Origin of the sequence: Caldibacillus sp. 210928-DFI.2.18 (assembly GCF_020554505.1) — a bacterium.
GTDB classification, from domain to species: Bacteria; Bacillota; Bacilli; order Bacillales; family Caldibacillaceae; genus Caldifermentibacillus; species Caldifermentibacillus hisashii.
In genome coordinates, this window is the sequence record NZ_JAJCHL010000051.1 from 1 (window position 1) to 23,661 (window position 23,661).

The 23,661-nt window shown below is 38.9% G+C and carries 21 protein-coding genes and 1 riboswitch; of the genes, 13 read left to right on the forward strand and 8 right to left on the reverse strand.

Annotated elements, in window-relative coordinates:
- The coding region (locus tag LIZ98_RS11345; RefSeq protein ID WP_227203052.1) for a hypothetical protein at window positions 1–362 on the reverse strand (362 nt) is incomplete at its 3' end.
- Window positions 363–415: 53 nt separating this feature from the next.
- Window positions 416–1,798, reverse strand: a complete 1,383-nt coding sequence (locus tag LIZ98_RS11350; RefSeq protein WP_041847767.1) for an amino acid permease — start codon at window positions 1,796–1,798, stop codon at window positions 416–418.
- Window positions 1,799–1,948: 150 nt separating this feature from the next.
- Window positions 1,949–2,027, reverse strand: a riboswitch (glycine riboswitch).
- Window positions 2,028–2,466: 439 nt separating this feature from the next.
- Between LIZ98_RS11350 and LIZ98_RS11355 the strand changes: the two genes are divergently transcribed.
- The 5 genes from LIZ98_RS11355 (at window position 2,467) to LIZ98_RS11375 (ending at window position 8,367) form a co-directional block, all read left to right on the forward strand.
- Window positions 2,467–3,762, forward strand: coding sequence for an ADP-ribosylglycohydrolase family protein (locus LIZ98_RS11355; RefSeq protein WP_227139694.1), 1,296 nt, complete (start codon window positions 2,467–2,469; stop codon window positions 3,760–3,762).
- A gap of 290 nt (window positions 3,763–4,052) precedes the next feature.
- The gene (gene fabG, locus LIZ98_RS11360; protein WP_041845375.1) at window positions 4,053–4,796 is read left to right on the forward strand and encodes a 3-oxoacyl-ACP reductase FabG; all 744 of its coding nucleotides are present in this window, start codon (window positions 4,053–4,055) and stop codon (window positions 4,794–4,796) included.
- Window positions 4,797–4,853: 57 nt separating this feature from the next.
- Window positions 4,854–6,620 (forward strand): acyl-CoA dehydrogenase family protein, encoded by a 1,767-nt coding sequence (locus LIZ98_RS11365; protein ID WP_227139693.1) that lies wholly within the window; start codon window positions 4,854–4,856, stop codon window positions 6,618–6,620.
- Between the two features lie 14 nt (window positions 6,621–6,634).
- A complete protein-coding gene (locus tag LIZ98_RS11370) occupies window positions 6,635–6,994 on the forward strand; it encodes an SCP2 sterol-binding domain-containing protein (protein ID WP_227092848.1) in 360 nt (119 codons plus the stop codon).
- Between the two features lie 422 nt (window positions 6,995–7,416).
- The gene (locus LIZ98_RS11375; protein WP_041847763.1) at window positions 7,417–8,367 is read left to right on the forward strand and encodes an Rpn family recombination-promoting nuclease/putative transposase; all 951 of its coding nucleotides are present in this window, start codon (window positions 7,417–7,419) and stop codon (window positions 8,365–8,367) included.
- Between the two features lie 714 nt (window positions 8,368–9,081).
- Here LIZ98_RS11375 and LIZ98_RS11380 read toward each other — a convergent pair.
- From LIZ98_RS11380 to LIZ98_RS11390, 3 genes are all read right to left on the reverse strand, one after another.
- Complete coding sequence (locus LIZ98_RS11380) at window positions 9,082–9,699, reverse strand: glycerol-3-phosphate acyltransferase (RefSeq protein WP_227139692.1); 618 nt, start codon at window positions 9,697–9,699, stop codon at window positions 9,082–9,084.
- The gene (locus LIZ98_RS11385) at window positions 9,696–10,802 is read right to left on the reverse strand and encodes a glycosyltransferase family 2 protein (RefSeq protein ID WP_227139691.1); all 1,107 of its coding nucleotides are present in this window, start codon (window positions 10,800–10,802) and stop codon (window positions 9,696–9,698) included. Before LIZ98_RS11385 ends, LIZ98_RS11380 begins: the two co-directional genes overlap by 4 nt.
- Before the next feature lie 132 nt (window positions 10,803–10,934).
- Window positions 10,935–11,489, reverse strand: coding sequence for an NADPH-dependent FMN reductase (locus LIZ98_RS11390; RefSeq protein ID WP_227139690.1), 555 nt, complete (start codon window positions 11,487–11,489; stop codon window positions 10,935–10,937).
- Window positions 11,490–11,768: 279 nt separating this feature from the next.
- Between LIZ98_RS11390 and gntK the strand changes: the two genes are divergently transcribed.
- The gene (gene gntK / locus LIZ98_RS11395) at window positions 11,769–13,310 is read left to right on the forward strand and encodes a gluconokinase (RefSeq protein ID WP_227139689.1); all 1,542 of its coding nucleotides are present in this window, start codon (window positions 11,769–11,771) and stop codon (window positions 13,308–13,310) included.
- 236 nt (window positions 13,311–13,546) lie between these two features.
- Here the strand turns inward: gntK and gnd are convergent, their stop codons facing one another.
- The gene (gnd, locus tag LIZ98_RS11400; RefSeq protein ID WP_041848775.1) at window positions 13,547–14,440 is read right to left on the reverse strand and encodes a phosphogluconate dehydrogenase (NAD(+)-dependent, decarboxylating); all 894 of its coding nucleotides are present in this window, start codon (window positions 14,438–14,440) and stop codon (window positions 13,547–13,549) included.
- 127 nt (window positions 14,441–14,567) lie between these two features.
- Here gnd and LIZ98_RS11405 point away from each other — a divergent pair, with 127 nt between their 5' ends.
- Window positions 14,568–15,413, forward strand: a complete 846-nt coding sequence (locus tag LIZ98_RS11405; protein ID WP_227139688.1) for a MurR/RpiR family transcriptional regulator — start codon at window positions 14,568–14,570, stop codon at window positions 15,411–15,413.
- 183 nt (window positions 15,414–15,596) lie between these two features.
- Here the strand turns inward: LIZ98_RS11405 and LIZ98_RS11410 are convergent, their stop codons facing one another.
- Window positions 15,597–16,925, reverse strand: a complete 1,329-nt coding sequence (locus tag LIZ98_RS11410; RefSeq protein ID WP_227139687.1) for a GntP family permease — start codon at window positions 16,923–16,925, stop codon at window positions 15,597–15,599.
- Window positions 16,926–17,630: 705 nt separating this feature from the next.
- On the opposite strand from LIZ98_RS11410, the gene LIZ98_RS11415 reads away from it, so the two are divergent.
- From LIZ98_RS11415 to LIZ98_RS11430, 4 genes are all read left to right on the forward strand, one after another.
- Window positions 17,631–19,286, forward strand: a complete 1,656-nt coding sequence (locus tag LIZ98_RS11415) for an FAD-binding dehydrogenase (RefSeq protein ID WP_227139686.1) — start codon at window positions 17,631–17,633, stop codon at window positions 19,284–19,286.
- 377 nt (window positions 19,287–19,663) lie between these two features.
- Window positions 19,664–20,833, forward strand: coding sequence for a pyridoxal-phosphate-dependent aminotransferase family protein (locus LIZ98_RS11420; RefSeq protein WP_227139685.1), 1,170 nt, complete (start codon window positions 19,664–19,666; stop codon window positions 20,831–20,833).
- Window positions 20,834–20,994: 161 nt separating this feature from the next.
- Window positions 20,995–21,135 carry a hypothetical protein gene (locus LIZ98_RS11425; protein WP_227139684.1) on the forward strand — a complete coding sequence of 47 codons (141 nt, stop codon included), beginning with the start codon at window positions 20,995–20,997 and terminating at the stop codon, window positions 21,133–21,135.
- A 381-nt stretch (window positions 21,136–21,516) separates the two neighbouring features.
- Window positions 21,517–21,852, forward strand: a complete 336-nt coding sequence (locus LIZ98_RS11430) for an MGMT family protein (protein WP_227139683.1) — start codon at window positions 21,517–21,519, stop codon at window positions 21,850–21,852.
- A gap of 173 nt (window positions 21,853–22,025) precedes the next feature.
- Here LIZ98_RS11430 and LIZ98_RS11435 read toward each other — a convergent pair whose 3' ends face one another.
- Complete coding sequence (locus LIZ98_RS11435; RefSeq protein ID WP_227139682.1) at window positions 22,026–22,964, reverse strand: magnesium transporter CorA family protein; 939 nt, start codon at window positions 22,962–22,964, stop codon at window positions 22,026–22,028.
- Window positions 22,965–23,230: 266 nt separating this feature from the next.
- Between LIZ98_RS11435 and LIZ98_RS11440 the strand changes: the two genes are divergently transcribed.
- Together LIZ98_RS11440 and LIZ98_RS11445 are read left to right on the forward strand one after the other, a co-directional pair.
- Window positions 23,231–23,380, forward strand: a complete 150-nt coding sequence (locus LIZ98_RS11440) for a hypothetical protein (RefSeq protein ID WP_227203054.1) — start codon at window positions 23,231–23,233, stop codon at window positions 23,378–23,380.
- The coding region (locus LIZ98_RS11445; protein ID WP_227203056.1) for a hypothetical protein at window positions 23,377–23,661 on the forward strand (285 nt) is incomplete at its 3' end. The genes LIZ98_RS11440 and LIZ98_RS11445, both read left to right, overlap by 4 nt.

The window sequence follows — 23,661 nt, forward strand, 5'->3', positions numbered from 1 at the left end:
TGAGTTTCCAGCCAAAAAAAGACGACGAGAACGGGTTTCGTCGCCAAAAAAATGAGTTTCCAGCCAAAAAAAGACGACGAGAGAGGATCTCGTCGCCAAAAAAGTGAGTTTCCAGCCAAAAAAAGACGACGAGAGCGGGTTTCGTCGCCAAAAAAGTGAGTTTCCAGCCAAAAAAAGACGACGAGAGAGGGTCTCGTCGCCAAAAAAGTGAGTTTCCAGCCAAAAAAAGACGACGAGAACGGGTTTCGTCGCCAAAAAAATGAATTTCCCGGCTCAAAAAGACGACGAGATAAAAAGAGAATTTCTTGCCCAAAATTAGTGATAAGAAAGAATGTTAGTCGATAAGGATTCAGGACGTACATTTAGTCCACACCATTCTTGCAAAAGGATGGATTTTTTTCCTTGAATAAATAAGTTATTTGGCTCTTTGCTCATAATTAAGCGCATGTACATTATTTTTTCGATGAACTCCATATAAAATGAATAAAAGAATGAACCAGACCGGGGTCAGTAGTAAAGCCATTCGAGTTACTTCGGAAAAATACATGATAACTAAGATGATAGCAAAAAAAGCTAAGACAACGTAATTTATGAATGGTGTTAATGGCGCTTTAAAGATAGACTTATTGTGCAAATCCGGCCGTGATTTCATATAGCGAATATGTGAAATTAAAATGATGCTCCAAACCCAAATAAAACAAATGGCGCTAATCGTTGTTACAATGCTAAATGCTTGTTGCGGGATGAGCTTACTCAGAAGTGCACCGACGGAAAGAACGACTGCAGAGATCCATAAAGCATTACTAGGCACATGATTTTTACTTAATTTTGCAAACGTAGCCGGTCCTTGTTCATGTCTACTTAAGTTGTACAAAATCCTGCTGGTAGAAAACAACCCACTATTACATGCAGAAGCTGCTGATGTTAATACAACAAAATTAATAATGCCTGCTGCAACCGGAATTCCTACCAAACTGAATACTTGTACAAAAGGGCTGTTCGATGCATTTAACTGTTCCCAAGGGTTAATAGTCAAGATGATAAAAAGGGCACCGACATAGAAGAATAAAATGCGTAACGGGATCTTATTAATAGCCGACGGAATATTTTTCTTCGGATTGCTTGTTTCCGCTGCTGAAACTCCGACCAATTCTACTCCAACAAAAGCGAATACAACCATTTGGAAGGAAAATAGAAATCCGCTGATTCCATTAGGAAAAAGGCCGCCATGTTTCCAAAGATTATTCACGGTAACAGCACCGCTATCTGATTCAAAACCAATGACGAGCATAACAAAACCAATAATAATTAATGCTAAAATTGTAATGACTTTAATTAATGCGAACCAAAACTCCAACTCTCCAAAAAGCTTGACCGTCAATAAATTTAATCCTAGTAAAATAATTAAACAAATTAGTGCAGGAACCCATTGGGGAATATCAAACCAATACCGGATGTAGACACCAACCGCAATAATATCCGCCATCGCTGTCATAATCCAACAAAACCAATAGGTCCAACCGGTGACATAACCTGCCCATGGTCCAATATAATCATTGGCGAAATCCGTAAACGATTGATATCCGGCATTTGATAATAGAAGTTCACCCAAAGCTCTCATAACAAAGAATATCGCAATTCCAACAATTAAATAAGCAAAAATGATAGACGGTCCCGCCAATTGAATTGCTTTCCCAGATCCTAAAAATAACCCTGTGCCAATCGTCCCGCCAATTGCAATAAGTTGGACATGTCTGTTTTTCAAATCTCTCTTTAATTCTTGTTTTTGCTCTGCCACATTTCATACCTCCTGAAAATTACTTTTGTGAAATAACTCACACCAAAATCTGTTAAAAAAATACAATGAAGGGGTTGCTACAAAAACAAAAAGAGATTGGATTTCTCCAACCTCTTGGCAAATAGAAAAGAATAACAAATAGTTATAACTCGTTACCCTTCTGTCCTTTTGCCTGAGATTGTGAACCCTTCGGCGTCGCTGAATTAGCGATCTCTCCAGAAGCTGCTCCTGCTTTAGTGTGACCCAAAGCATTCATCGCTAGCTTACTATTCATTTGTATAAATTTGATTTGACGTTAGCTTTTCACTAAAATGCACCAACTTCAAATATACACAGAGTAATTATTTACCTCTGCACCTAAAAATATCTTAATATAATTTAAAATTTTACTAGCATTATAATAATTGTCAATAAAAATGACAGCTTGACACAAAATGTTGCGAAATGGTTATCGGTGGTTAGAGGCTTATGGATAAAATTACATGAACGTTTCACATATTAGCGTTTCAGGCTATTGTTCTATCAGGTTGGAAATGATTTAGAAAAATCATTCTTTATCATGAATAATAATAAACAAACGTTTCAAGATGGGTTACAATTAATGAATGAAAGTAGAGAGATATTTTTTGCATAAAGATTAATATGAAATGTTTGAGGGAGGAATTGTTTTGATTGGTGCGATTATTGGCGATATTGTTGGATCTCGTTTTGAGTTCAATAATCATCGAAACAAGAATTTCAAACTTTTTGCAGAAGATTGCCATGTAACCGATGATAGTATTATGACGCTTGCTATTGCTAAGGCGATTATGGAGACAGAGAGGGCCATTAATAAAGATAATGAAAAAAATGGCTACTACTCTCTCCTTGAGGAAATGTCGGTACGGTATATGCAGGAAATCGGACGGAAGTATCCTGATTGTGGTTATGGATATAGATTTAATCAATGGGTTTTTTGTGCGAATCCTGAACCTTATAACAGTTTTGGAAATGGGGCTGCCATGCGGATAAGTCCGGTGGGATTCATTGCAAGGACAGAAAGTGAAGCGTGCAAGTTATCTGAAATTGTCACAGGTGTAACTCATAACCATGAGGAAGGACTGAAAGGTGCTGAGGCTACAGCAGTGGCAATCTTTATGGCATGGAATGGATGTACTAAAAGTGAAATACGAAATAAAATTAACAGTTCCTATTATCCTTTAAATTTTACTATTGATGGAATCAGGGTCAGCTACCAGTTTAATGAGACATGCCAAGAAACAGTCCCTCAAGCTATCGCAGCTTTTTTAGAATCCGGTTCCTTTGAAGATGCCATTCGTACTGCGATTTCAGTCGGCGGTGATAGTGACACGCTGGCGGCTATTACCGGTGCTATAGCAGAAGCCTATTACGGAGTCCCGGAAATTCTTAGAAAGAAAGCGTTAACTTATTTAGATGATGAATTGCGTGCGATTTATGATGAATGGTGTGAATTTACCGAAGCTGGGCACCCACATAGCAAGTTTAAAATGCTCACGAAATATATCGGGAAACTATCTGATCGTGCGTATTTTGGTGATTGGGTTTTTGATGATGAAAATGATGGGAGCCCTGAACACCCCAAACAAATGCCGTTTGTAAAATATGATGAGCTGGTAAATATGTTTGTTGAGGAATTCTATCAATTTTCACAAAGTCATCCGGAATATAAGCTGATGAAATATCATTCAATTTTAGAAGATTACGGGATTCAACCGAATACAGGAGGTTTGCGAGATGCGAAGGTAGAATTACTAGATGCGCAATGTATCTTAGCAATGATTATGTGTATCATTCGGTTTGAGCGATTTGGTGATGGATTACTACTTAATTTTTTTAAAGAAGGTATTATATTAAAATGGTTGAAACGTCTCAAAACAATTGACGACTCTGACATTGATTCGAACCCGGCAAATATTCCTAATCAATCTTCCAAGGATAAATGATTTTCGTTATTTTTATAATCGTAGCTAATTTGGTACAATCTGTTTCCGAGAACTGTTCTCATGGGCAAAACCATCTGAAAAAGGGTACGAACAGCCCCCGGAATTTCTCTCTCGAAGACAGAATAAACCTTAATAATCATATCTCCAACACAAATTGCATAATTTAATGTTGTCATCTTAAATTTAAGCTAAGGTTAATATTTATTAATTTCGAAAACTAGGATAATATGATATGATTGGTTTGAAATATTTTTAAATTTACAACGAAGGGGATAAGGGGGTACTTGTTCTTGGAAAAATTAATAAATAAAGTAGCTGTTGTTACAGGAGCAGCACAAGGAATTGGCGCAAGCATTGTTGAGCGGCTTTTTGCAGATGGTGCTACTGTCGTGTGTCTTGATGTAAACTTGGATAAGTTGAAAGAATCTATTTTAAAAATAGATAAAACGGGTGAACGTGCCATATCGCTAAAATGCGATGTGTCCAATCAGGAAGAAGTTAATCAAGTTTTTGATCAAATTTATGAAAAACTCGGCAAAGTTGATATTCTAGTAAATAATGCCGGCATTGTCAGGGATGCGTTTTTTCATAAAATGACACCGGAGCAATGGCATGCGGTCATCAATGTCAACTTAAATAGTATGTTCTATACATGCCAAGCCGTCATTCCAAAAATGAGGAAACAAGAATATGGAAAGATCGTAAATATTTCATCAACCTCAAGCTGGGGGAATATGGGACAGGCAAATTACAGTGCAGCAAAAGCCGGTGTCATCGGTTTGACAAGAACGCTAGCGAAAGAAAATGGGGCAAAAAATATTACAGTAAATGCAATTGCGCCGGGTCAAATTGATACCGATATGACAAGAAATATTCCGGAAAATATTAAGATGATGGGTATTATGTTGACGCCTGCCGGAAGAATGGGAAATCCGTCTGAAGTGGCATCGGTCGTTTCGTTTTTAGCATCGGATGATTCCAGTTTTGTTAACGGAGAATGTATTAGTGTCAGCGGTGGGTTTTTAATGCCGTAATGAGTGAATGTTCACTCATACCAAATGGATGAAAACGCGATTTAGGGGCTGATTAGGTTGGTTCAAAAGGGGTTATCTATAAAAGGTGCGGAATTTTTAGTGGAACAAATAGAGGGCGAATCTATCTTTACACCAGAAGACTTAACAGACGAACAGAAGATGATTGCAGCCACGGCAAAACAGTTTGTTGAAGAACAAGTGATTCCCAAAAATGCAGATATTGAGAGTCAAGATTTTGATTGTGTCGTAAAGTTAATGCGCCAAGCCGGGGAATTGGGGTTGCTGGCTCACAGTGTACCGGAAAAATATGGCGGACTTGGTCTTGATAAAATATCAAAAGGAATTGTCGGAGAATATGTCGGACGGACCGGTGCTTATGGGGTAGCACATTCCAACCATACGTGCATCGCGACTTTACCGATTACCTATTTTGGTACGGAAGAACAAAAGGCAAAATATTTACCAAAGTTGGCGTCCGGTGAATATATTGGTGCGTATTGTTTAACGGAACCTTCCGCCGGGTCCGACGCTTTAAGTGCAAAAACAACAGCCGTACGAAATGAGGCAGGGACGCATTATATTTTAAACGGCAGTAAGCAATTTATTACGAACGCTGCTTTTTCCGATACGTTTATTGTCTACGCAAAGGTGAATGATGAAAAATTTACAGCATTTATTGTTGAAAAGGATTTTCCCGGTTTAATCATTGGTCCTGAGGAAAACAAAATGGGGATAAAAGGCTCCTCAACTTGCTCGGTAATATTCGACAATTGTCTTGTCCCGGTTGAAAATGTACTTGGTGAAATTGGGCGTGGTCATGTAATCGCTTTAAATGTGTTGAATCTTGGCCGTTTCAATCTTGGAGCGGCATGTATGGGTGGCGCCAAATCGACATTGGAGCTGGCTCTTAAATATACAAATGAACGAATTCAGTTTGGTCGGACGCTTTCTTCATTTCCGGCCACACAGGAAAAATTGGCTACGATGGCAGCCCGTATTTATGCAGCGGAATCCGTACAATATCGGACAGCGGGTTTGTTAGAAGATGCATTAGGTGACCTTTATGATGAAACAGACCATAAAGTGATTGAGAAGCGGTTGTCAGAATATGCCGTCGAGTGTGCCGTTTGCAAGGTATTCGGCTCGGAAACATTGGATCAAGTGGCGGATGAAGCACTCCAATTACATGGCGGTTATGGTTTTATAAAAGACTACCACATTGAACAAGTGTACCGTGACTCCAGAATAAACCGGATTTTTGAAGGAACCAATGAAATCAACCGATTGTTAATTCCGGGATTTTTATTTAAAAGAGCAGCTCAAGGCCAGTTCAACCTTGAAGCACTGATTAACCGGGTGATTAAAGAAGCAACAGGAACGAAGAAAAAGCTCGACGGACCTCTTGCCCGTGAAAGAGAAATGATTCAATCGATTCGGCGGGTGTTTTTGCTACTGGCCGGGGGCGTTTATTTGAAATATGGGCTGGAGTTGGAGCGCGAACAGGAGTCGATTATGAAATTGGCCGATATTGCCATCTATTTGTATGCAGCCGAATCAGCGGTACTCAGGACTTTGAAAGCGATAAAGAAAAATGGTTTGCCAAAAGAACAACTAAAAGAAAGTCTCGCTGTTTGTTTTGTCGATGAAGTGCTTTTGAATGTAGAATCATTGGCACGGCAACTCATGGGTGGAATCGGAATTGATGCCGAAAAAACAGCTGAATTAATAAAAAAAGAACTCGCTCAATATCCAATGCAATTAACTTTTGAAAAGAAGCGGGAAATTGCAGCCCGATATATCGAGGCTGAAAAATATATTTCATAAGGGGATGTTTAATAATGAGTGAACAGGTGACAAACGCTTCACTGGCAGAAATTAAACAGTATATTGAAAAAGAATTAAATGAAAATCCGGCGCCGATTGCTGATGTAAATGTCGTTTATCAGTTTGACCTTACCGGAGATGAAGAGGATTCCTTCCAACTTAAGCTAAACGGAGGACAGGCCATAGTTGTTCCGACAAGTGAAACGACAGCGGATTGTACATTAGTTATGTCAGCGGACAGTTTTCGGAAATTTTTAACCGGGAAGTTAAGCGGAACAGTCGCCTTCATGACAGGTAAATTAAAAATCAAAGGCGAATTAGCCAAAGCGATGAAATTGGAGCAGATTTTAAAACAGTATAATATAAACGGATAAGCTTCTGGTGGAAGTTTCAAAATAAAATCTGTAAACCCAAGGATGAAGTAGAGCCATTCTTGGGATTTTTTACGTTAAGAAATCAATATGGAGGCTATATCAAAATCAATGTGCTTAGGAAAAAGTATTCCTATTGGCGAACTCGTTTTATATATTAAGTTAACTGCTATTTTTATGGAAAAATTTTTTAAAAGTAGAAGGAATTTTGACGGAATTGGTCGAATAAATAATTAAATTCCTTCTCCATGCGGATTTCCTTGCTCTTTCCTCCTGTAGTTGTTTTTCTTTCATCCCATTTTGTTCCAAATTCAACAAAAAGAGTTTTCTTCCTTACTTAAGTTTTAAAAATTCAGTTAATAACTTTAATAGATTTTAAAATTCATGTATAATTATATTAGTGAAAGGAATGGTTGCGTTAAAATATGCTACGACAAGGACCATTTAATTGGTTAAAGCCAAAAAATGATTTTGTCTTAAAATGGATACTTGGCAGTGATAATGATCAATCAAAAGAACTGTTATTAGCGTTTTTAAATGATTTTTTGTATGCGCCTGCGTTGCAAAGTTTTACTTCTGTGGAAATAGTAAACCCAATCATCAATAAACAAAGTATCTATGATAAAGGCTCTATTTTGGATATTAAGGCGAAAGTCCCAGGTTATGGATATGTTAATATTGAAATGCAATTAACGAACCAAAAAAATATGCATAAACGCTCTCTGTATTATGCGTCCAAATTAATTGGAAATCAATTATTTGCAAGTGATGGGTATTCTAAGTTAGAACGGGTTGTGGCGATTAATTTATTGGACTTTTCATTTTTTCCTTCTACTCCTTATCATAGTTGTTTTCGATTAGTGGAAGAAAGACTGCATGAGCCGTTCCCTGATCTTTTGCAGTTACATTTTACGGAAATGCCGAAATTTGTTCGACAAGATCAAGCGGGGAAAATCCCAATGAATGATCGAAAGGCAAAATGGTTACGCTTTTTTACAAATGAAGACGATACGAGGTGGTTTGAGATGGCAAAACAAGACCCGGTAATGGAACAGATGGTTGAATCATTAAGAGTAGCAAGCCTAGATCCGGAAGCAAGGGAATTGTATGAAGCCCGTGCAAAGGCATTGATGGATCTTAACTCCATTCGCGGAGAAGCGAGGCAGGAAGGGATAGAGGAAGGGATAAAGGAAGGACTAAAGAAGGGGATAAAGGAAGGACTAAAGAAGGGGCGAAAAGAAGGAAAAAGAGAAGCAAATCGGGAACTGGCAAAAAAAATGTTAAGAAAGGGATTTGAAGTATCCGACATCATAGAAATGACCGAGTTAACAGAAACGGAAATAGAAAAACTAATGGTTGAGATAAATACTCACTAAGTACGGAAGCAAAGGCGGTGTGAAAATTATAAAGCACAGCCCCGGAATTGAAAAATGAGCTAAACAGGTAATCCCAATGAGGTGAATTGGATAGCTGAATGAAGTCCGGAAGTATAATGAATTGCTTGACATCGGCCTTCCGTGGGCAGATTCCTAAACCAAGAAGCCAGCAGATTCATGGGCTGGCTTCAACCAACCAAGGCTATTTTTTCTTCACCCCGTTGTCAAGCCGTACTTGATATTGGATACCGGAATGATAATGAAAACACAATCAGAAATTAAGGTTGAAGAACGTCTTAATTTCTTTTTCACTCTTTTTCTCCTTTTGATTATTGATGTATCTGAACTTTTAATACAACCTGACATTTAAATAATAGGGAAATTATTGCTCTCGGTGAAAGTTAGTTTAGACTCAAATATAGGATACCATATCATCAGGTCACGTTTTTTTGGAATTTTCCAAACAACTTATTTGAGGTATTCCCATTAAAATAAACGCACTTCAATCGGTTACGCATAACAAATAACCGTAGGACCATGATGTTTCAATGAAGTCTTACGGTTACGTCCAATAATTCTCTCCTATCTACTTATAAGTCCTTGAAATTAGAAATGAAATTCCGATGATCCGCTTTAGCACAAATTTCACGTCAACGACTTAGCTATCTGAGGTTGATTTCCTGTTATACGGAAGCACGTGCAAGATAACTTTATTCAAATAAGTGATTTTGCTCTGCGATTTTTAATCGGTTGTATAAAAGCATTTCGGTTTTTCCATAAAAGAATAGAGAAGTTGCCCAACCAAGCCCAAAGCATAAATTTCGGATAATGTTTATAAAATAAATAGAATAACAGAATAAAGAATCCAACGGTTGTCTGAATCCCGTCCTCATTACTTGATGTTTTCCCGCCTTTTTTTATTATTTTTGTTAGGATAAAAAAGAAGGCTAAGATAAGTGCATAAATGAAGGAGGCACGAAATTGAGTTAAGGCGCTCCATACGCCAAAGGTAACGGCTAAACTTTTCCCGCCGCTAAATTTTAAAAACGGGGAAAATGCATGCCCTAGGATTGGTGCCAATGCAATCGGAATCAGCTTAAACCCTGTCTCGTTGCCCGTTTGTAAAATAAAATAGATCGGTACATAACCCTTGAGAAAATCAAGAGCAATTCCTAACAAACCAAATTGAAAACCGGCCTCTTTCCACAAATTTGCCGCCCCGGGATTACCATCTTCTGTTTTTCGTATATTCATTTTCAATAAACAGCCAATCCAGTAAGAAAACATGAGTGAGCCACTAAAAAATCCGATGAGTGTCCAAACAACTGTCAAGATTGATCACCCCTTCCAACCTGAATGTACCTGCCCTTCCAGATCACTTTTTTACGAAATACAGATTGGTACAGAGAGTAGACAATGACTGCAAGGAAAAAGAGCATCGATAGAAAATGAAAGCATGGATGGACGATGCCAAAGCTTCCAATATAATGGTTGATATAGAATATTTGAATGGCAAAACAAATATAACCGATCAGTAACGGAATGAAATACTTGGATCCGAAAAAAAGGAAACAAAATTGTGATGATACCAGCCCAATAATCCATAGAATAATAGAGGAGAGTGTCAATGGATGAAGAGAAGATGTACTTAAGATAGCCCCCTTGGCAAACCCCTCCAGTTCGCTTTTTATCCCGTTTGGGTACATACGAAAGGAAACAAGATCAGTCCCAATATAGTTAGAAACTTTTATTCCGGCATTTTGAAACAAGGCGCCCAAATTCAAATCGTCCAGCATTTCATTCCTAATCATTTGGTGACCGCCCGCTTTCTCATAATCATCTCGAGTCGTTACAATACAAGCGCCATAGAGTCCTTTTTGATGATTGTTTTTTTCAAAGGGGGAAGTGAAAGAAAATACCCCTAATATATTTAGCACCATTGCAAATTTTTCATAAAATTTTTCTGCCCTGTGATAAGGGACAACAGATAAAACACCACTCTGTCTCTTTTGTGCTGATATAAGAGATTGTATGGCGTTTTCAGCAAGTTGAATATCGGCATCAAGAAAAAGTAAAATATCTCCGTTTGATTGTAAATAACCATTCCAAACGGCCCAATTTTTTCCTGTCCAACCCGCCGGCAGAGGAGGTGCTGTAAAGGTAGTGACACCATATTCTTCAGCGATATGTTTGGTCTGATCTTGTGAATGATCATCAATAACGATAATTTCATCCGGTTGAACAGATTGGTTAAATAGGGAATCTAGTAAATGGGGTAAATTCTTTTCCTCATTTCTCGCAGGAATAATAACGGAAATTTTCCCATGTTTTGCATTGCTATTCTCACTGTAGGGAATGGTGTTTTTTTGGAATAGAATCATGCCGGATATCATCCCGATTGGAAGGATAAGGATACATAAAATTAGTCCTAACATGTTTTTCCACTTCCTAAAAAGTTAATTTGTATAGTTATATTCTACACCATCCAAAAGTTGGTTGCTATTCCGCTTTTCCCCACCATATAGTAAAATAAACCGCTGAGACAAAAAATGTCCAGCGGTTAAAACTTAGCTCTGATATTTTTTAATTAAATCAACAAAAGCATCGACAAATGATTGAAGAAATTGAATCGTATCTTGCTTGTTAATTTTGCCATTTTCATCAAATAGAGTGGCTACATTAGCGATATAGGCTTCCGGTTGTTGAACAGTCGGCATATTTAAGACAACGAGTGATTGGCGTAAATGATGGTTGGCACCAAATGCACTTAAGTTACCCGGAGATTGACTAATAACAGCAGCCGGTTTTCCGTCCCATACACTTTTGCCATAAGGACGGGAACCAACGTCTAATGCGTTTTTCAATACAGCCGGTACAGAGCGGTTGTATTCAGGAGTTATAAATAAAACTGCATTAATCTCTTTTATTTTATTTCGGAATGTCGTATATTCAGCCGGCACATTGTTATAATCGTCAAAATCTTGATTGTACAACGGCAGATTTCCAATTTCAACAATTTCCGCTTCATAACCTTCAGGAAATAGAGCGGACACATTTTCAGCTAATTTCCTGGAGAAAGATTCCTTCCGTAAAGATCCAATTAAAATCCCTATTTTTACCATTTTGTGTTCCTCCTTTTATTTCTATATCGAAATAATTATATTTAAGTTTATCCTAAAATGTCAAAAAACATAACTTATGTAAGAAAAATAAATGCAACCAATTCTAGACAATATAATATCGAAAAATGGTAGAAACCACTTTCAATATTTCTCCTTCATTGGTAAAATAACATTATAGGAAATATTTTTTCAGTAATTTTATTATAAAAAGTAATTTTTTTTCACAAGATTTTGGATAAACTACTTATTATATATGTTCGTAAAGGAGATCGAAAACACATGACAGACACAAATTATTATATAGGTGTCGATATTGGTACAACAAGTACAAAAGCGGTATTATTCGGTGAGCATGGCAAGGTAATCCAAATGCAACATGTAGAATATCCGCTCTATAGTCCGGCCCCGTCGATTGCCGAACAAGATCCGGATGAGATTTTTCAAGCGGTTCTCCATTCGATTAGAGAAGTCATTCGTCAAGCTGCAATCGATTCTGCAAAAATTCAACTGGTATCCTTTAGTTCCGCCATGCACAGTTTAATTTTAGTTGATGACAAAGGAAAACCATTAACCCGTTGCATTACCTGGGCAGATAGCCGGGCAACCAAATGGGCTGATAAAATCAAAAAAGAGCTGAACGGGCTTGAAATCTATAAAAGGACAGGTACGCCAATCCATCCGATGTCTCCGCTCGCAAAAATTACCTGGCTCAAATCTGACCATCATAAACTTTTTGCAAAGGCAAGTAAATTTATCGGAATCAAGGAATACGTTTTTTATAAACTTTTTCATGAATATATCATTGATTACTCAATTGCTTCTGCGACCGGTCTTTTTAACTTGGAACAACTGGCTTGGGATAAAGAGGCGTTACAGGTCGCCGGCATTTCAGAAGCACAATTATCCAAACCGGTACCTACCACTTTTGTGAAACGGGGACTTAAACAAGAACTGGCAGCTGAACTGGGCTTATCTTCTGACACGCCATTTATCATTGGAGCAAGTGATGGTGTTCTATCCAATCTCGGTGTTGGTGCGATTGATCGAGGTGTTGTTGCTGTTACAATCGGGACGAGCGGTGCCATTCGGACAGTTACGAATAGGCCGGTGACAGATCCTAAAGGCCGGATTTTCTGTTATGCACTGACGGAAAACCACTGGGTCGTTGGTGGACCGGTCAATAACGGTGGGATGACTTTTCGATGGGTTCGTGATGAACTTGCCTCCAGTGAAGTGGAAACTGCGAAACGACTGGGCATCGATCCGTATGATGTCCTGACGAAAATCGCATCACGGGTCAGACCGGGTGCGGACGGACTTCTCTTTCATCCATATTTGGCCGGCGAACGGGCACCACTGTGGAACGCCAATGCCAGAGGATCATTTTTTGGCCTCGGACTTCATCATAAAAAAGAGCATATGATAAGAGCTGTCTTGGAAGGGGTTATTTTTAATCTTTACACAGTGATGCTGGCACTGCAAGAATTAATTGGGGTACCCAATAAAATTCATGCGACCGGTGGTTTTGCCAGATCGGATTTATGGCGGCAAATGTTGGCTGATATTTTTAACCATGAAGTAATTATTCCGGAAAGCTTTGAAAGTTCTTGCTTAGGGGCCATTGTTCTCGGTATGTATGCGTTAGGTAAAATCGACGACTTCACGATTATTTCGGAATGGATCGGAACTACCCATGCCCATCAACCAAAGGAAGAGAATGTTGAAATCTATGAGGATCTTATCCCGATTTTTATCCGAGTATCCCGTTTGTTGGAAAGTGAATACGACGAAATAACCAAATTCCAGCAAAAATGGGTGTAGAAATTAATACGATATGTGCTGTGTTCCTCAATACTTATCCTTCATCTATACTTAAAGATTTGGTGAAGGACTTTTTGTTTGAGCTAGTTTTTCACTTTTCGGAAGATGCTATCCTGGTTAAGCCCACTCCATTTCTTTCCTTTAAAAAGAGCATGTTCACTATTACACAAAAAAGAGCAATAGTCAAATTACTATTGCTCAAAAAAGAATGATTATCATAGTTTACTACCAATATTTTATTTTTCAACTTCATGGCCGCCGAATTCATTTCGTAATGCGGCGACAACTTTACCTGCGAACGTATCTTCTTCCAACGAACGATAGCGCATCATTAATGCTAGGGTGATAACCGGAGTCGGGACTTGAAGATCAAGGGCTGTTTCCACCGTCCATTTTCCTTCCCCGGATGAATGCACGATTCCTTTTATTTCGTCTAATTTCGCATCTTTTGAAAAAGCATCTTCTATAAGTTCCATTAACCAGGAACGAACAACCGATCCATTATTCCAGTTTTTTGCCACCTTTTCATAATCATAATCAAATTCACTTTTATGCAAAACTTCAAACCCTTCTGCAATAGCTTGCATCATACCGTACTCCACACCGTTATGAACCATTTTTAAGAAATGCCCGCTACCGTGTTTGCCACAATATAAGTAGCCATCTTTTACACAAGCATCTTTAAAAATTGTTTCAACCGATTGGAAAACTGATTCCTCACCGCCAATCATCATACATGCACCATGTCTTGCACCGGAAATCCCGCCGCTTGTCCCGACATCAAGAAAATGAATGCCAAGCTTTTTTAATTCTTCAGCCCGGGCAATGGAATCTTTGTATTTGGAATTTCCACCATCAATAATGATATCATTCTCCTTCAATAATCCTTTTAATTCATTGATAACATTGGACGTTATTTCACCAGCCGGAACCATTACCCAAACGACTTTTGGGCTGGACAGCAGGGAAACTAGTTCAGAGATCGAGTTTGCCCCCGTTCCACCATCCTTTTTAAAATTTTCAACTGCTTCTGAATGAATATCATAAGCAATCACATCATGATGATGATCTCTTAAATTTAATGCTAAATTATAACCCATTTTTCCTAAACCAACTAAACCAATTTGCATTTTTTATTGCTCCTTTCAATGTTTGTGAGTAAAAATTTTTGTAAAATATAATCACTATAAGAAATATTTTTTCATTAACAAAATGTGTTATACTATAGGCAAAATATCTTATTGCGAGGGATTATCCATGTCAAAAAATTGTTTAGGACAAATCCGCTCCCATTATGCACGCTTAAGTGAAAAAGAGAAAAAGATTGCGGATTATATTTTAAATAACCCTGAAAACATTATTCATAGTACAATCAATGATGTTGCCGAAGACTTAAATGTTGCCGATGCTACAGTCTTTCGCTTTTGTAAACGAATCGGATTTAAAGGCTTTCAAGCAATGAAAATCACACTTGCTGCTGAAATTATTGAACCAATTCAACAAATCCATGAAGAAATTAGTGAATCAGATGATGAAAGAACAGTCATGGAAAAAGTTTTTCAATCAAATATTCATACATTAAAAAGTACGTTAAACTTAATTGATGAAACCGCTATTGAGCAGGCTGTAGATTTACTACTAAAAGCCGGTCGGGTTGACTTTTATGGTACAGGCGGGTCAGCCGTCATTGCCATGGATGCTTACCATAAGTTTATTCGTACCGGTATCAAGGTATTTACCTTTATGGATTCCCATTTTCAAATTATGTCAGCCTCTCAACTGACAAAACATGATGTGGCCGTTGTTATTTCACATTCCGGTACAAATAAAGATACGATCAATATTTTAAAAACAGCAAAGAGAAATGGAGCGAAAATCATTGGGATAACCGGTTACCCGAAATCGCCGCTTGCGCAAAATTCTGATGTCGTTCTATATACGAGCGCTGAAGAAACGGAATACCGGTCAGAAGCCTTGTCTTCACGGATTGCCCAATTGAGTCTAATTGATGCCCTCTACGTCAATGTTATGAAATTAAATAAAGAAAAAGCGAAAAAATCTTTAGACAAAATAAGGGAAGCGATCGTCGTTACAAGATTATAACGGATAGAATCAAGTATTGTTAATACCAAAGTTCCTAACCTCGCCTTATATACGCTGTAACAAAATTATAATGGATAGAAGTTAATTCCGTTTTTCTTTTACCAGAAAGAAAGCGCAATAGCAATGGACAGAATCCCTTCGTTAACAAGGGATTCTATCATTTTCAAGCGGCTGCATATGGACTTAAATAAATATGTCTAAAACCAAAGCACCGATAAAAGCGACAAATGAGAGAATTGTTTCCAGGACCGTCCATGTTTTAAACGTTTCTTTAATCGATAAGCCTAAATATTCCTTTACCATCCAGAAACCGGCATCATTGACATGAGAGAACATGAGCGATCCGGCACCGGTAACAATAACAAGTAATTCTAAATTAACACCTGTCATATTAGCGATGATCGGGGAAACAATTCCGGCTGCGGTGGTCAATGCCACGGTAGCTGAACCGGTTGCAATCCGGATTAACCCGGCAATAAGGAAAGCTAACACAAGCGGTGATAAAGACAGATTTTCTGCCATCTTTCCGATAGTCTCACCTACACCGCTATCAATCAAAACTTGTTTAAATCCACCGCCGGCACCAATAATTAATATAATCGAACCGACCGGCAAAATACATTCATCGACAAACTTCTTAATTTGATTACGTCCTATTCCTTGACGAAAACCGAGGAAATAGAAAGCGGCAAAGCATGAAATTAACAAGGCGATTAATGGACTTCCAATGAACTCAAGAAATTTCACACCGTTTTCAGGCAACTCTATGAACGGTGCAAATGTTCCTAATACCATTAAAATGACCGGCATTAAAATGGATAGGAAAGAAATACCGACACCTGGTAATTTTTTTGATTGTGATTCATCCACTTGAATTAAGCCGGATTCACCGGATGGGGTCACCCGTGTACTAATAAATTTTGCATATAAAGGTCCACCGATGATACCTGCCGGAATAGCGATGAATAGGGAATATAACAGAACTCTTCCAAGATTGGCATCATAAATGCCGATAGCTGCCACTGCACCCGGATGTGGCGGGACAAGCCCATGAACGATGGATAATCCCGCAATGGCCGGCAAACTGATTAATAATAGATTTTTCTTTGTTGCTTGTTGAATCGAGATCACTAAAGGGAGCAAAATTAAAATGCCGACTTCAAAAAATACCGGTATCCCAATAATAAATCCTGAAGCGAACATCGCCCATGGCAATTTCTTTTCCCCAAAGATTTTCACAAAATAATTGGCGATTTGCAATCCGGCTCCTGATTCCGACAACATTTTTCCCAGAATGGTTCCAAGTGCCAAAATCCCGACTAAATGGCCTAAAACGCCACCAACCCCGGTTTCGTATGCTTTAACAATTTTATCCCAAGACATTCCGGTAAAAATGGCTAAAAACAAACTGGCAATAGTCAAACTGATAAATGCATGCCATTTAAACCATGAAACCCCTAAAATAACGATAACAATCGATAAAAGCGTAATGATTAATATATATGCATCCATGAATAAGCCGCCTTTCTTGTTGAAAAATGTGAAAGCATTTTCAGTACATCCTAAGTATACGAAAAAATATTTCACAAATCAATTACTTTTATGAAAAAAATTTTATTAATTTTTAATTAGCATCAGTAGAATGGGTTTTTAGATAGGATGCCCGTTTCAGGCTAAATTATGTCTATGAACTAGTTATTTGGCACAACATATGTATACTATTGTATATAGAAGGGATGGCGAAAATGCGAGTGAAAGGAAAAAAATGAACCTTCTCTCGTCGCTAATTTTGGGCGAGGGAGACCTTTTTTTGAAGGCGAAATTCGTTTTGTCACTAATTTAAGGTGGGAAATGCAAATTTTTGGGCGACGAGCCCCAATCTCGTCACCGTTTTTTGAAGAGATATACTAATTTTTGATGACAAGCCCCAGCTTCAATCTCGTTACCATTTTGACGCAAGAAATGCTCTATTTTAACGACGAGAATCATTTAGAGAAGAGTAACCTTTTTTTGACTACGAACCCCGACGTCATCACCAATTTGAGGTGAGAGAAAGTGGTATTTCCACAATACTACCGGAATTTGGCAAATTTCCACCTCCTGGCTGCAAGATTTCATATGAACTTGACTGATAGTATCGTAAATTTATATAATAAGGTCAATCGGTCTAATTGTCTGAAATTTGGGAAATAAATTGCAGAAAATAGGGGGGATTTGATGAAATATGATGTCATTGTCGTCGGGGCAGGGTTGGCCGGTTTGGTTGCAACGGTAGAAATGGCAGATGCCGGAAAAAAAGTTTTACTACTGGACCAGGAGCCGGAAAATTCTTTAGGTGGTCAAGCTTGGTGGTCGTTTGGCGGATTATTCTTAGTAGATTCTCCGGAGCAAAGGCGGCTGGGGATAAAAGATTCCAGAGAACTGGCTTGGCAAGACTGGCTTGGTACTGCCGGATTTGATCGGGAAGATGATCAAGATTATTGGGGGAAAAAATGGGCTGAGGCTTACGTTGATTTTGCCGCCGGAGAAAAAAGGTCTTGGCTGCACAAAATGGGCGTGCGTTTTTTCCCGGTCGTCGGGTGGGCTGAACGTGGTGGACATTTAGCTACCGGTCACGGCAATTCCGTCCCTCGCTTTCATATTGTATGGGGAACCGGACCGGCGTTGGTTGCCCCTTTTGAGAGAAAAGTTCGGGAATATATGAAATCCGGTTTGGTTCAATATTTTCCCCGTCATCGGGTCGATCATCTTTTAAAAGAAAACGGCGCTGTAGTAGGTGTAGCCGGTTCTGTTTTGATTCCCAGCACAACAGAGCGGGGAGAGGATACTGAAAGAGAAATTATTGACTATTTTGAATATCGCGCCCAAGTTGTATTAGTAGCCAGTGGAGGAATTGGCGGGAACCATGATTTAGTTCGTAAAAATTGGCCTGAGCGACTGGGATCTCCGCCTAAACGTATGTTATCCGGCGTTCCTGCTCATGTGGACGGAAGAATGCTTGCCATTACGGAAGAAGCGGGTGGACGGATTGTGAACCGGGATCGGATGTGGCATTACACGGAGGGAATAAAAAACTGGAACCCAATTTGGTCCAACCACGGAATTCGAATTTTACCCGGACCTTCCTCCATTTGGCTTGACGCAAAAGGTAAGCGTTTTCCTGTCCCTAATTTACCGGGATTTGACACGCTCAGCACACTGGAAGCCATTCAAAAAACCGGCTATGATTATTCGTGGTTTATTTTGACGGAAAAAATCATAGAAAAAGAGTTCGCACTGTCAGGCTCGGAGCAAAATCCGGATCTTACAGGCAAAAGTATCCGGAAAGTACTCGGCAGGGCTTTACCGGGTGCCCCCGAACCCGTCCAAGCTTTCATGGATAAAGGAGAAGATTTTATTATTGCCAATAATTTGCAAGACCTTGTAGCCGGGATGAACCGTTTGAGTGGTGAAAATCTATTAAACTACAAGGAAATTGAATATCAAATGAAGGCAAGGGATCGGGAAATGGATAATAAATTTACAAAAGATTTACAGATAACGGCCATCCGGGGACATCGGAATTATCTTGGCGACAAATTGATTCGAGTAGCTCCACCACACAAAATTCTTGACCCGAAAAATGGCCCGCTCATTGCTGTACGGCTTCATATTTTAAGCAGAAAAACATTGGGCGGCCTGCAAACTGATTTATCTGGAAGGGTTTTAGATTCCACGGGTCAAGCCATCCCCGGTTTGTATGCAGCAGGGGAGGTTTCTGGATTTGGCGGCGGTGGTGTCCATGGTTATCGTGCTCTTGAGGGGACCTTTCTTGGCGGCTGCCTTTTCACGGGACGAACGGCTGGCAGGGCGATAGTAGCTGAACTAAATTAATCATGTAAAGTAATATTCCATCGGCCATTGAACCGTATTCAAGGAGCGGCAACAAGTAGCTGACCAAAGTTAATCGTAATTGTGCTAAATAACATTTGATAAAAATAACCTGACCCGGTTCTATTTTTCAGCCGGGTTTCTTTTTGAAAAAATTTACTGTAAGGGGTAATTAGCAATTTATCAATTGGTAAAATTCTAATGCTTTTCGATTATTTTTTTGTTGGTAACCAGAAACATGACGCACAATTTTTTGAAAAAACCAGCTATAAAAATACCAGATTTAAAAGGGTTTTCAGCCGTACATATGGAATATATTTAGTAACTGGGACTTTGAATTAAACTGAAATCAGCGAGAAAATGGAATGGGGGAAGTAACGATGCCGAACAAAGAGATGTTATTAGTACCGGGGCCGACTCCGGTGGTGGATTCAATCTATGAAGCGATGGCGAAAGAAACATGGGGACATACAGATCCGAGGTTTGCACATATTTTTAAGCGGGCCATTGAATCGACAAAAGAAATGCTAAAAACAGATGGGGAAGTTTTTATTGTTGCCGGGTCCGGAACCCTCGCAATGGAAATGGCACTCGTAAACACAGTGGCGGCCGGGGAAAAATTATTAGTCATTAGTCACGGATATTTTGGCGACCGGTTTATCAAACTAGGGCAAGCGTATGGGATTGATATCGATGTGTTACAAAGTGAATGGGGGAAGCAGGTGTCCCCGGAAGCTGTTGAAAAAAAGTTAGCCGGGGCAAATTATAAAGCGGTAACCATTACCCATGCTGACACTTCAACAGGAGTAGCTGCGGATCTGGATACACTGCTGCCGATTATCAAAAAGCATGGAGCACTTGTCATATTGGACGGTGTTTGTGCAACCGGTGCAATGGAGGAGGATATGAGCAAATCCTACGGTAGTCCTGATAACAAAATTGATGTTGTTCTGACCGGTTCGCAAAAAGCAATTGGTGTGCCACCGGGACTTGCCATTGTTGCCTTTAATCAAAGCGCATTAGCCGCACGTGAAAAACTGGCGAAGGTTCCTGCTTATTATTGTGACATCTATAATTGGCTGCCAATTATGGCGGATCCGACAAAGTATTTTGCCACACCACCAGTGAATATGATTTATGGTTATGCCGAGGGAATCCGACTTGTTTTGGAAGAAGGTATGGAAAAGCGGTACGCCCGTCATAAAGCATATGGAAAAGCAGTCCGAGCAGCTTTAACAGCATACGGGATGAAGCCATTAGCCGAGGAAAAAGCGGCTGCCGCAACATTAAGCTGCATCCTTTATCCGGATGGAATAAAAGATAGTGAGTTCCGTTCCAAACTTGCCAGTAAAGGGGTTGTTGTAGCAGGCGCACTGGCTCATCTTTCCGGAAAAGCATTCCGTATTGGCCATATGGGTAATACTACGAAAGATATGTTGGAAGAAGCAATCAAGTTAATTGGAGAAACCTTGATTGACTTAGGTCATCCTGTAAATATAGAAAAAGCGCTAACATTATTTGCAGAGCATTTTTCAACATCTGTGCGATAAGTATTGGTTTGATTTTGCGCTTCCGGTCAGGAAATCTCCGGCCAGGATATGTCCTGTAATATTGAAGATAAACAGGCAATTTCACAGTTTTCTCTACTTATACACATGAAGTGTTCAAAAATAGGGAAAACTTTTCTTTGAGTATGAAAGGAGGAAGTTTCATGACAAAGAAATACAATAAAGGAAGTAACAATCAAAATTCACCAGAATTACATGGACAAACGCCGGTTAGTGGAGATAATAGCAAGGGAAATAAACGGAATGTAAAAGAACAAATTGATAAAACGGATGATGAAAATTAATATAAGTTAACTTAGTGCAAATAACATAAGCTTTGTGAGTAGCCGACTTTCGAAATAGGAGTCGGCTCCTTAGGTTTCAAATAAGAAAAGTAAAATTTTATAGACACTAAGAATAAAAATAACATAACGCCATATTCGTTAGCAGCCTTTTCTTGTATAATAAACTTGATTTTCTAATACATAATGATTGGATAGGTTTGTATCTTTTGTTATCAACTTTCCTCGGTTTCGTGGTTAAAGCAATAACTGGGTTTGGCAATACCTTGTGATGGGGTCGTTGTTTTCCTTCGCTGTGCCTAACCGGGTAACGACTTATTCCAACAAAATTATTTTTACTAGGGAAAAACGTACGAAGCCGATGATTTTATAGGTGGTATGAAAATGAACAAGTTTACCGAAAGAACAATTAAGATTATTCTCTCAATACCTGCAGGCAAAATAATGACATATGGTCAAATTGCCAGACTTGCCGGAAATCCGCGGGCAGCTAGGCAAGTTGTCCGTATTTTACACGCAATGAGTCATATCCATCATCTCCCATGGCATCGTGTAGTCAATGCAAAAGGTGAAATTGCAATTAAAGATGACGAATCAAGATTTGTTCAAGTTGCTTTGTTGGAGAAGGAAGGGGTCGAGTTTGATGGGAATGGACGGATTTTAATGAAAAAATATCTGCACGAACCGGACGAGATTGATTTCAGGGAGAAAGGCTCTTGAAATTAGTTTTGCACATAATTCCATACTCAAAGGGGTGAAGATTGAATTTCAAGATATAATTCCAAATTTAAAGAGGAAACAGCAATGGACTTGGATTGATTTTTTGAACTTAATCCCACACGCATCAATCACAAACAGAAAAAAACCGGGAACAATGCCCGGTTCTTCTTTTGTCAAAAAAACTTCTTTTTCCAAAAAATAACTGCTGTCACTGAAGATAAAACAAAAGACAAGATGATCGCAAATAGGAATGAATGTTGGTAATTTTGGAATGGGATCGCAACGTTCATTCCATAAAAACTTGCTACCATTGTCGGAATTGCCATGATAATCGTTATGGACGTCAATAATTTCATGACATTATTCACATTATTTGAAATGACAGAAGCAAATGCGTCCATCATACTGCTTAGAATATTCGTATACGTATCGGCCATTTCAATCGCCTGTTGATGTTCAATAATGACATCCTCCAACAGTTCTTGATCATCTTCGTACATTTTTAAATAATTACCTCTAAGAATTTTTTGCAATACATAATTGTTTGATTTCAAGGAAGTTGTAAAATACACTAAGCTTTTTTCTAAGTTTAATAACGAAAAGAGTTCTTTATTTTTCATCGATTCATGAAGTTGTTTTTCAATTGTGTCTGATAGTTTGCTGATTTGTTTTAAATACTTCAGGTAGGAGGTTGCCATGAAATACAAGATTTGTAAGGAAAATCTTGTTTTTTTGTAAGTAAAGAAGTTTTTAAGTTTATTTTTTGTGAAACTTTGTAAAATTGGATTGTCTTTTAAACAAACAGTGATGAAGCAACCTTTTGTAAAAATAATGCCCAATGGAATGGTGTCGTAAATCATATTATTATGCTCATCCATGGAAGCGAGTGGAATATTGACAATAATTAGGATGTTTCCTTCATCCTTTTCAATCCGGGAACGTTCCTCTTCATCCAATGGATCCTTTAAAAATTCAATTGGTAAATCTAACTCGTTTGATAGTTTAATAATTTCATCTTCTGTAGGTGAAATTAAATTGACCCAACATCCTCGGGTAATTTCCTTTTTTTCCTCCAGAACGCCAAGTTCATCGGATAAATAAATTTTTAACATTTTCTTACCTCCTCATTTTCGAGAAAGTCAAAAATGCCCCCAAGTATAGTTGAATTTTTATCAGTATTCAACCATGGTTGGACCGGGCAATTCATGACTTTCCCGTTAATCTGTCCGGGTCTGGGGTCGTCGCTTATTTGACTACTCATAAAAATTCAACTCCTTTTTTCATCGATACGAGAGTACTATACTATCATACCCCCATAAATCTTGGTTGTAAACAGTGGGTTTAAAAAGGGGTTTTCAATTACAGAATCGGTAGCGTCTTGCCAAAAGTTAATGGAGAGAAAGAGTTTCGTCGCCAAAAAAATGAGTTTCCGGCCTCAAAAAGACGACGAGAACAGGTGTCGTCGCTAAAAAATACGATTTCACGCCTCAAAAAGACGATGAGAACGAGTTTCGTCGCCAAAAAGTGAGGTTTCCCGGCACAAAACGACGACGAGAAGTGGTCTCGCCGCCAAAAAATGCGGTTTTGCGGCTCAAAACGACGACGAGAACGAGTTTCGTCGCCAAAAAAAGAGGTTTCCCGGCACAAAACGACGACGAGAAGTGGTCTCGTCGCCAAAAAGTGAGGTTTCGTGGCTCAAAACGACGACGAGAAGTGGTCTCGTCGCCAAAAAATGCGGTTTTGCGGCTCAAAAAGACGACGAGAACGAGTTTCGTCGCCAAAAAAAGAGGTTTCCCGGCACAAAACGAC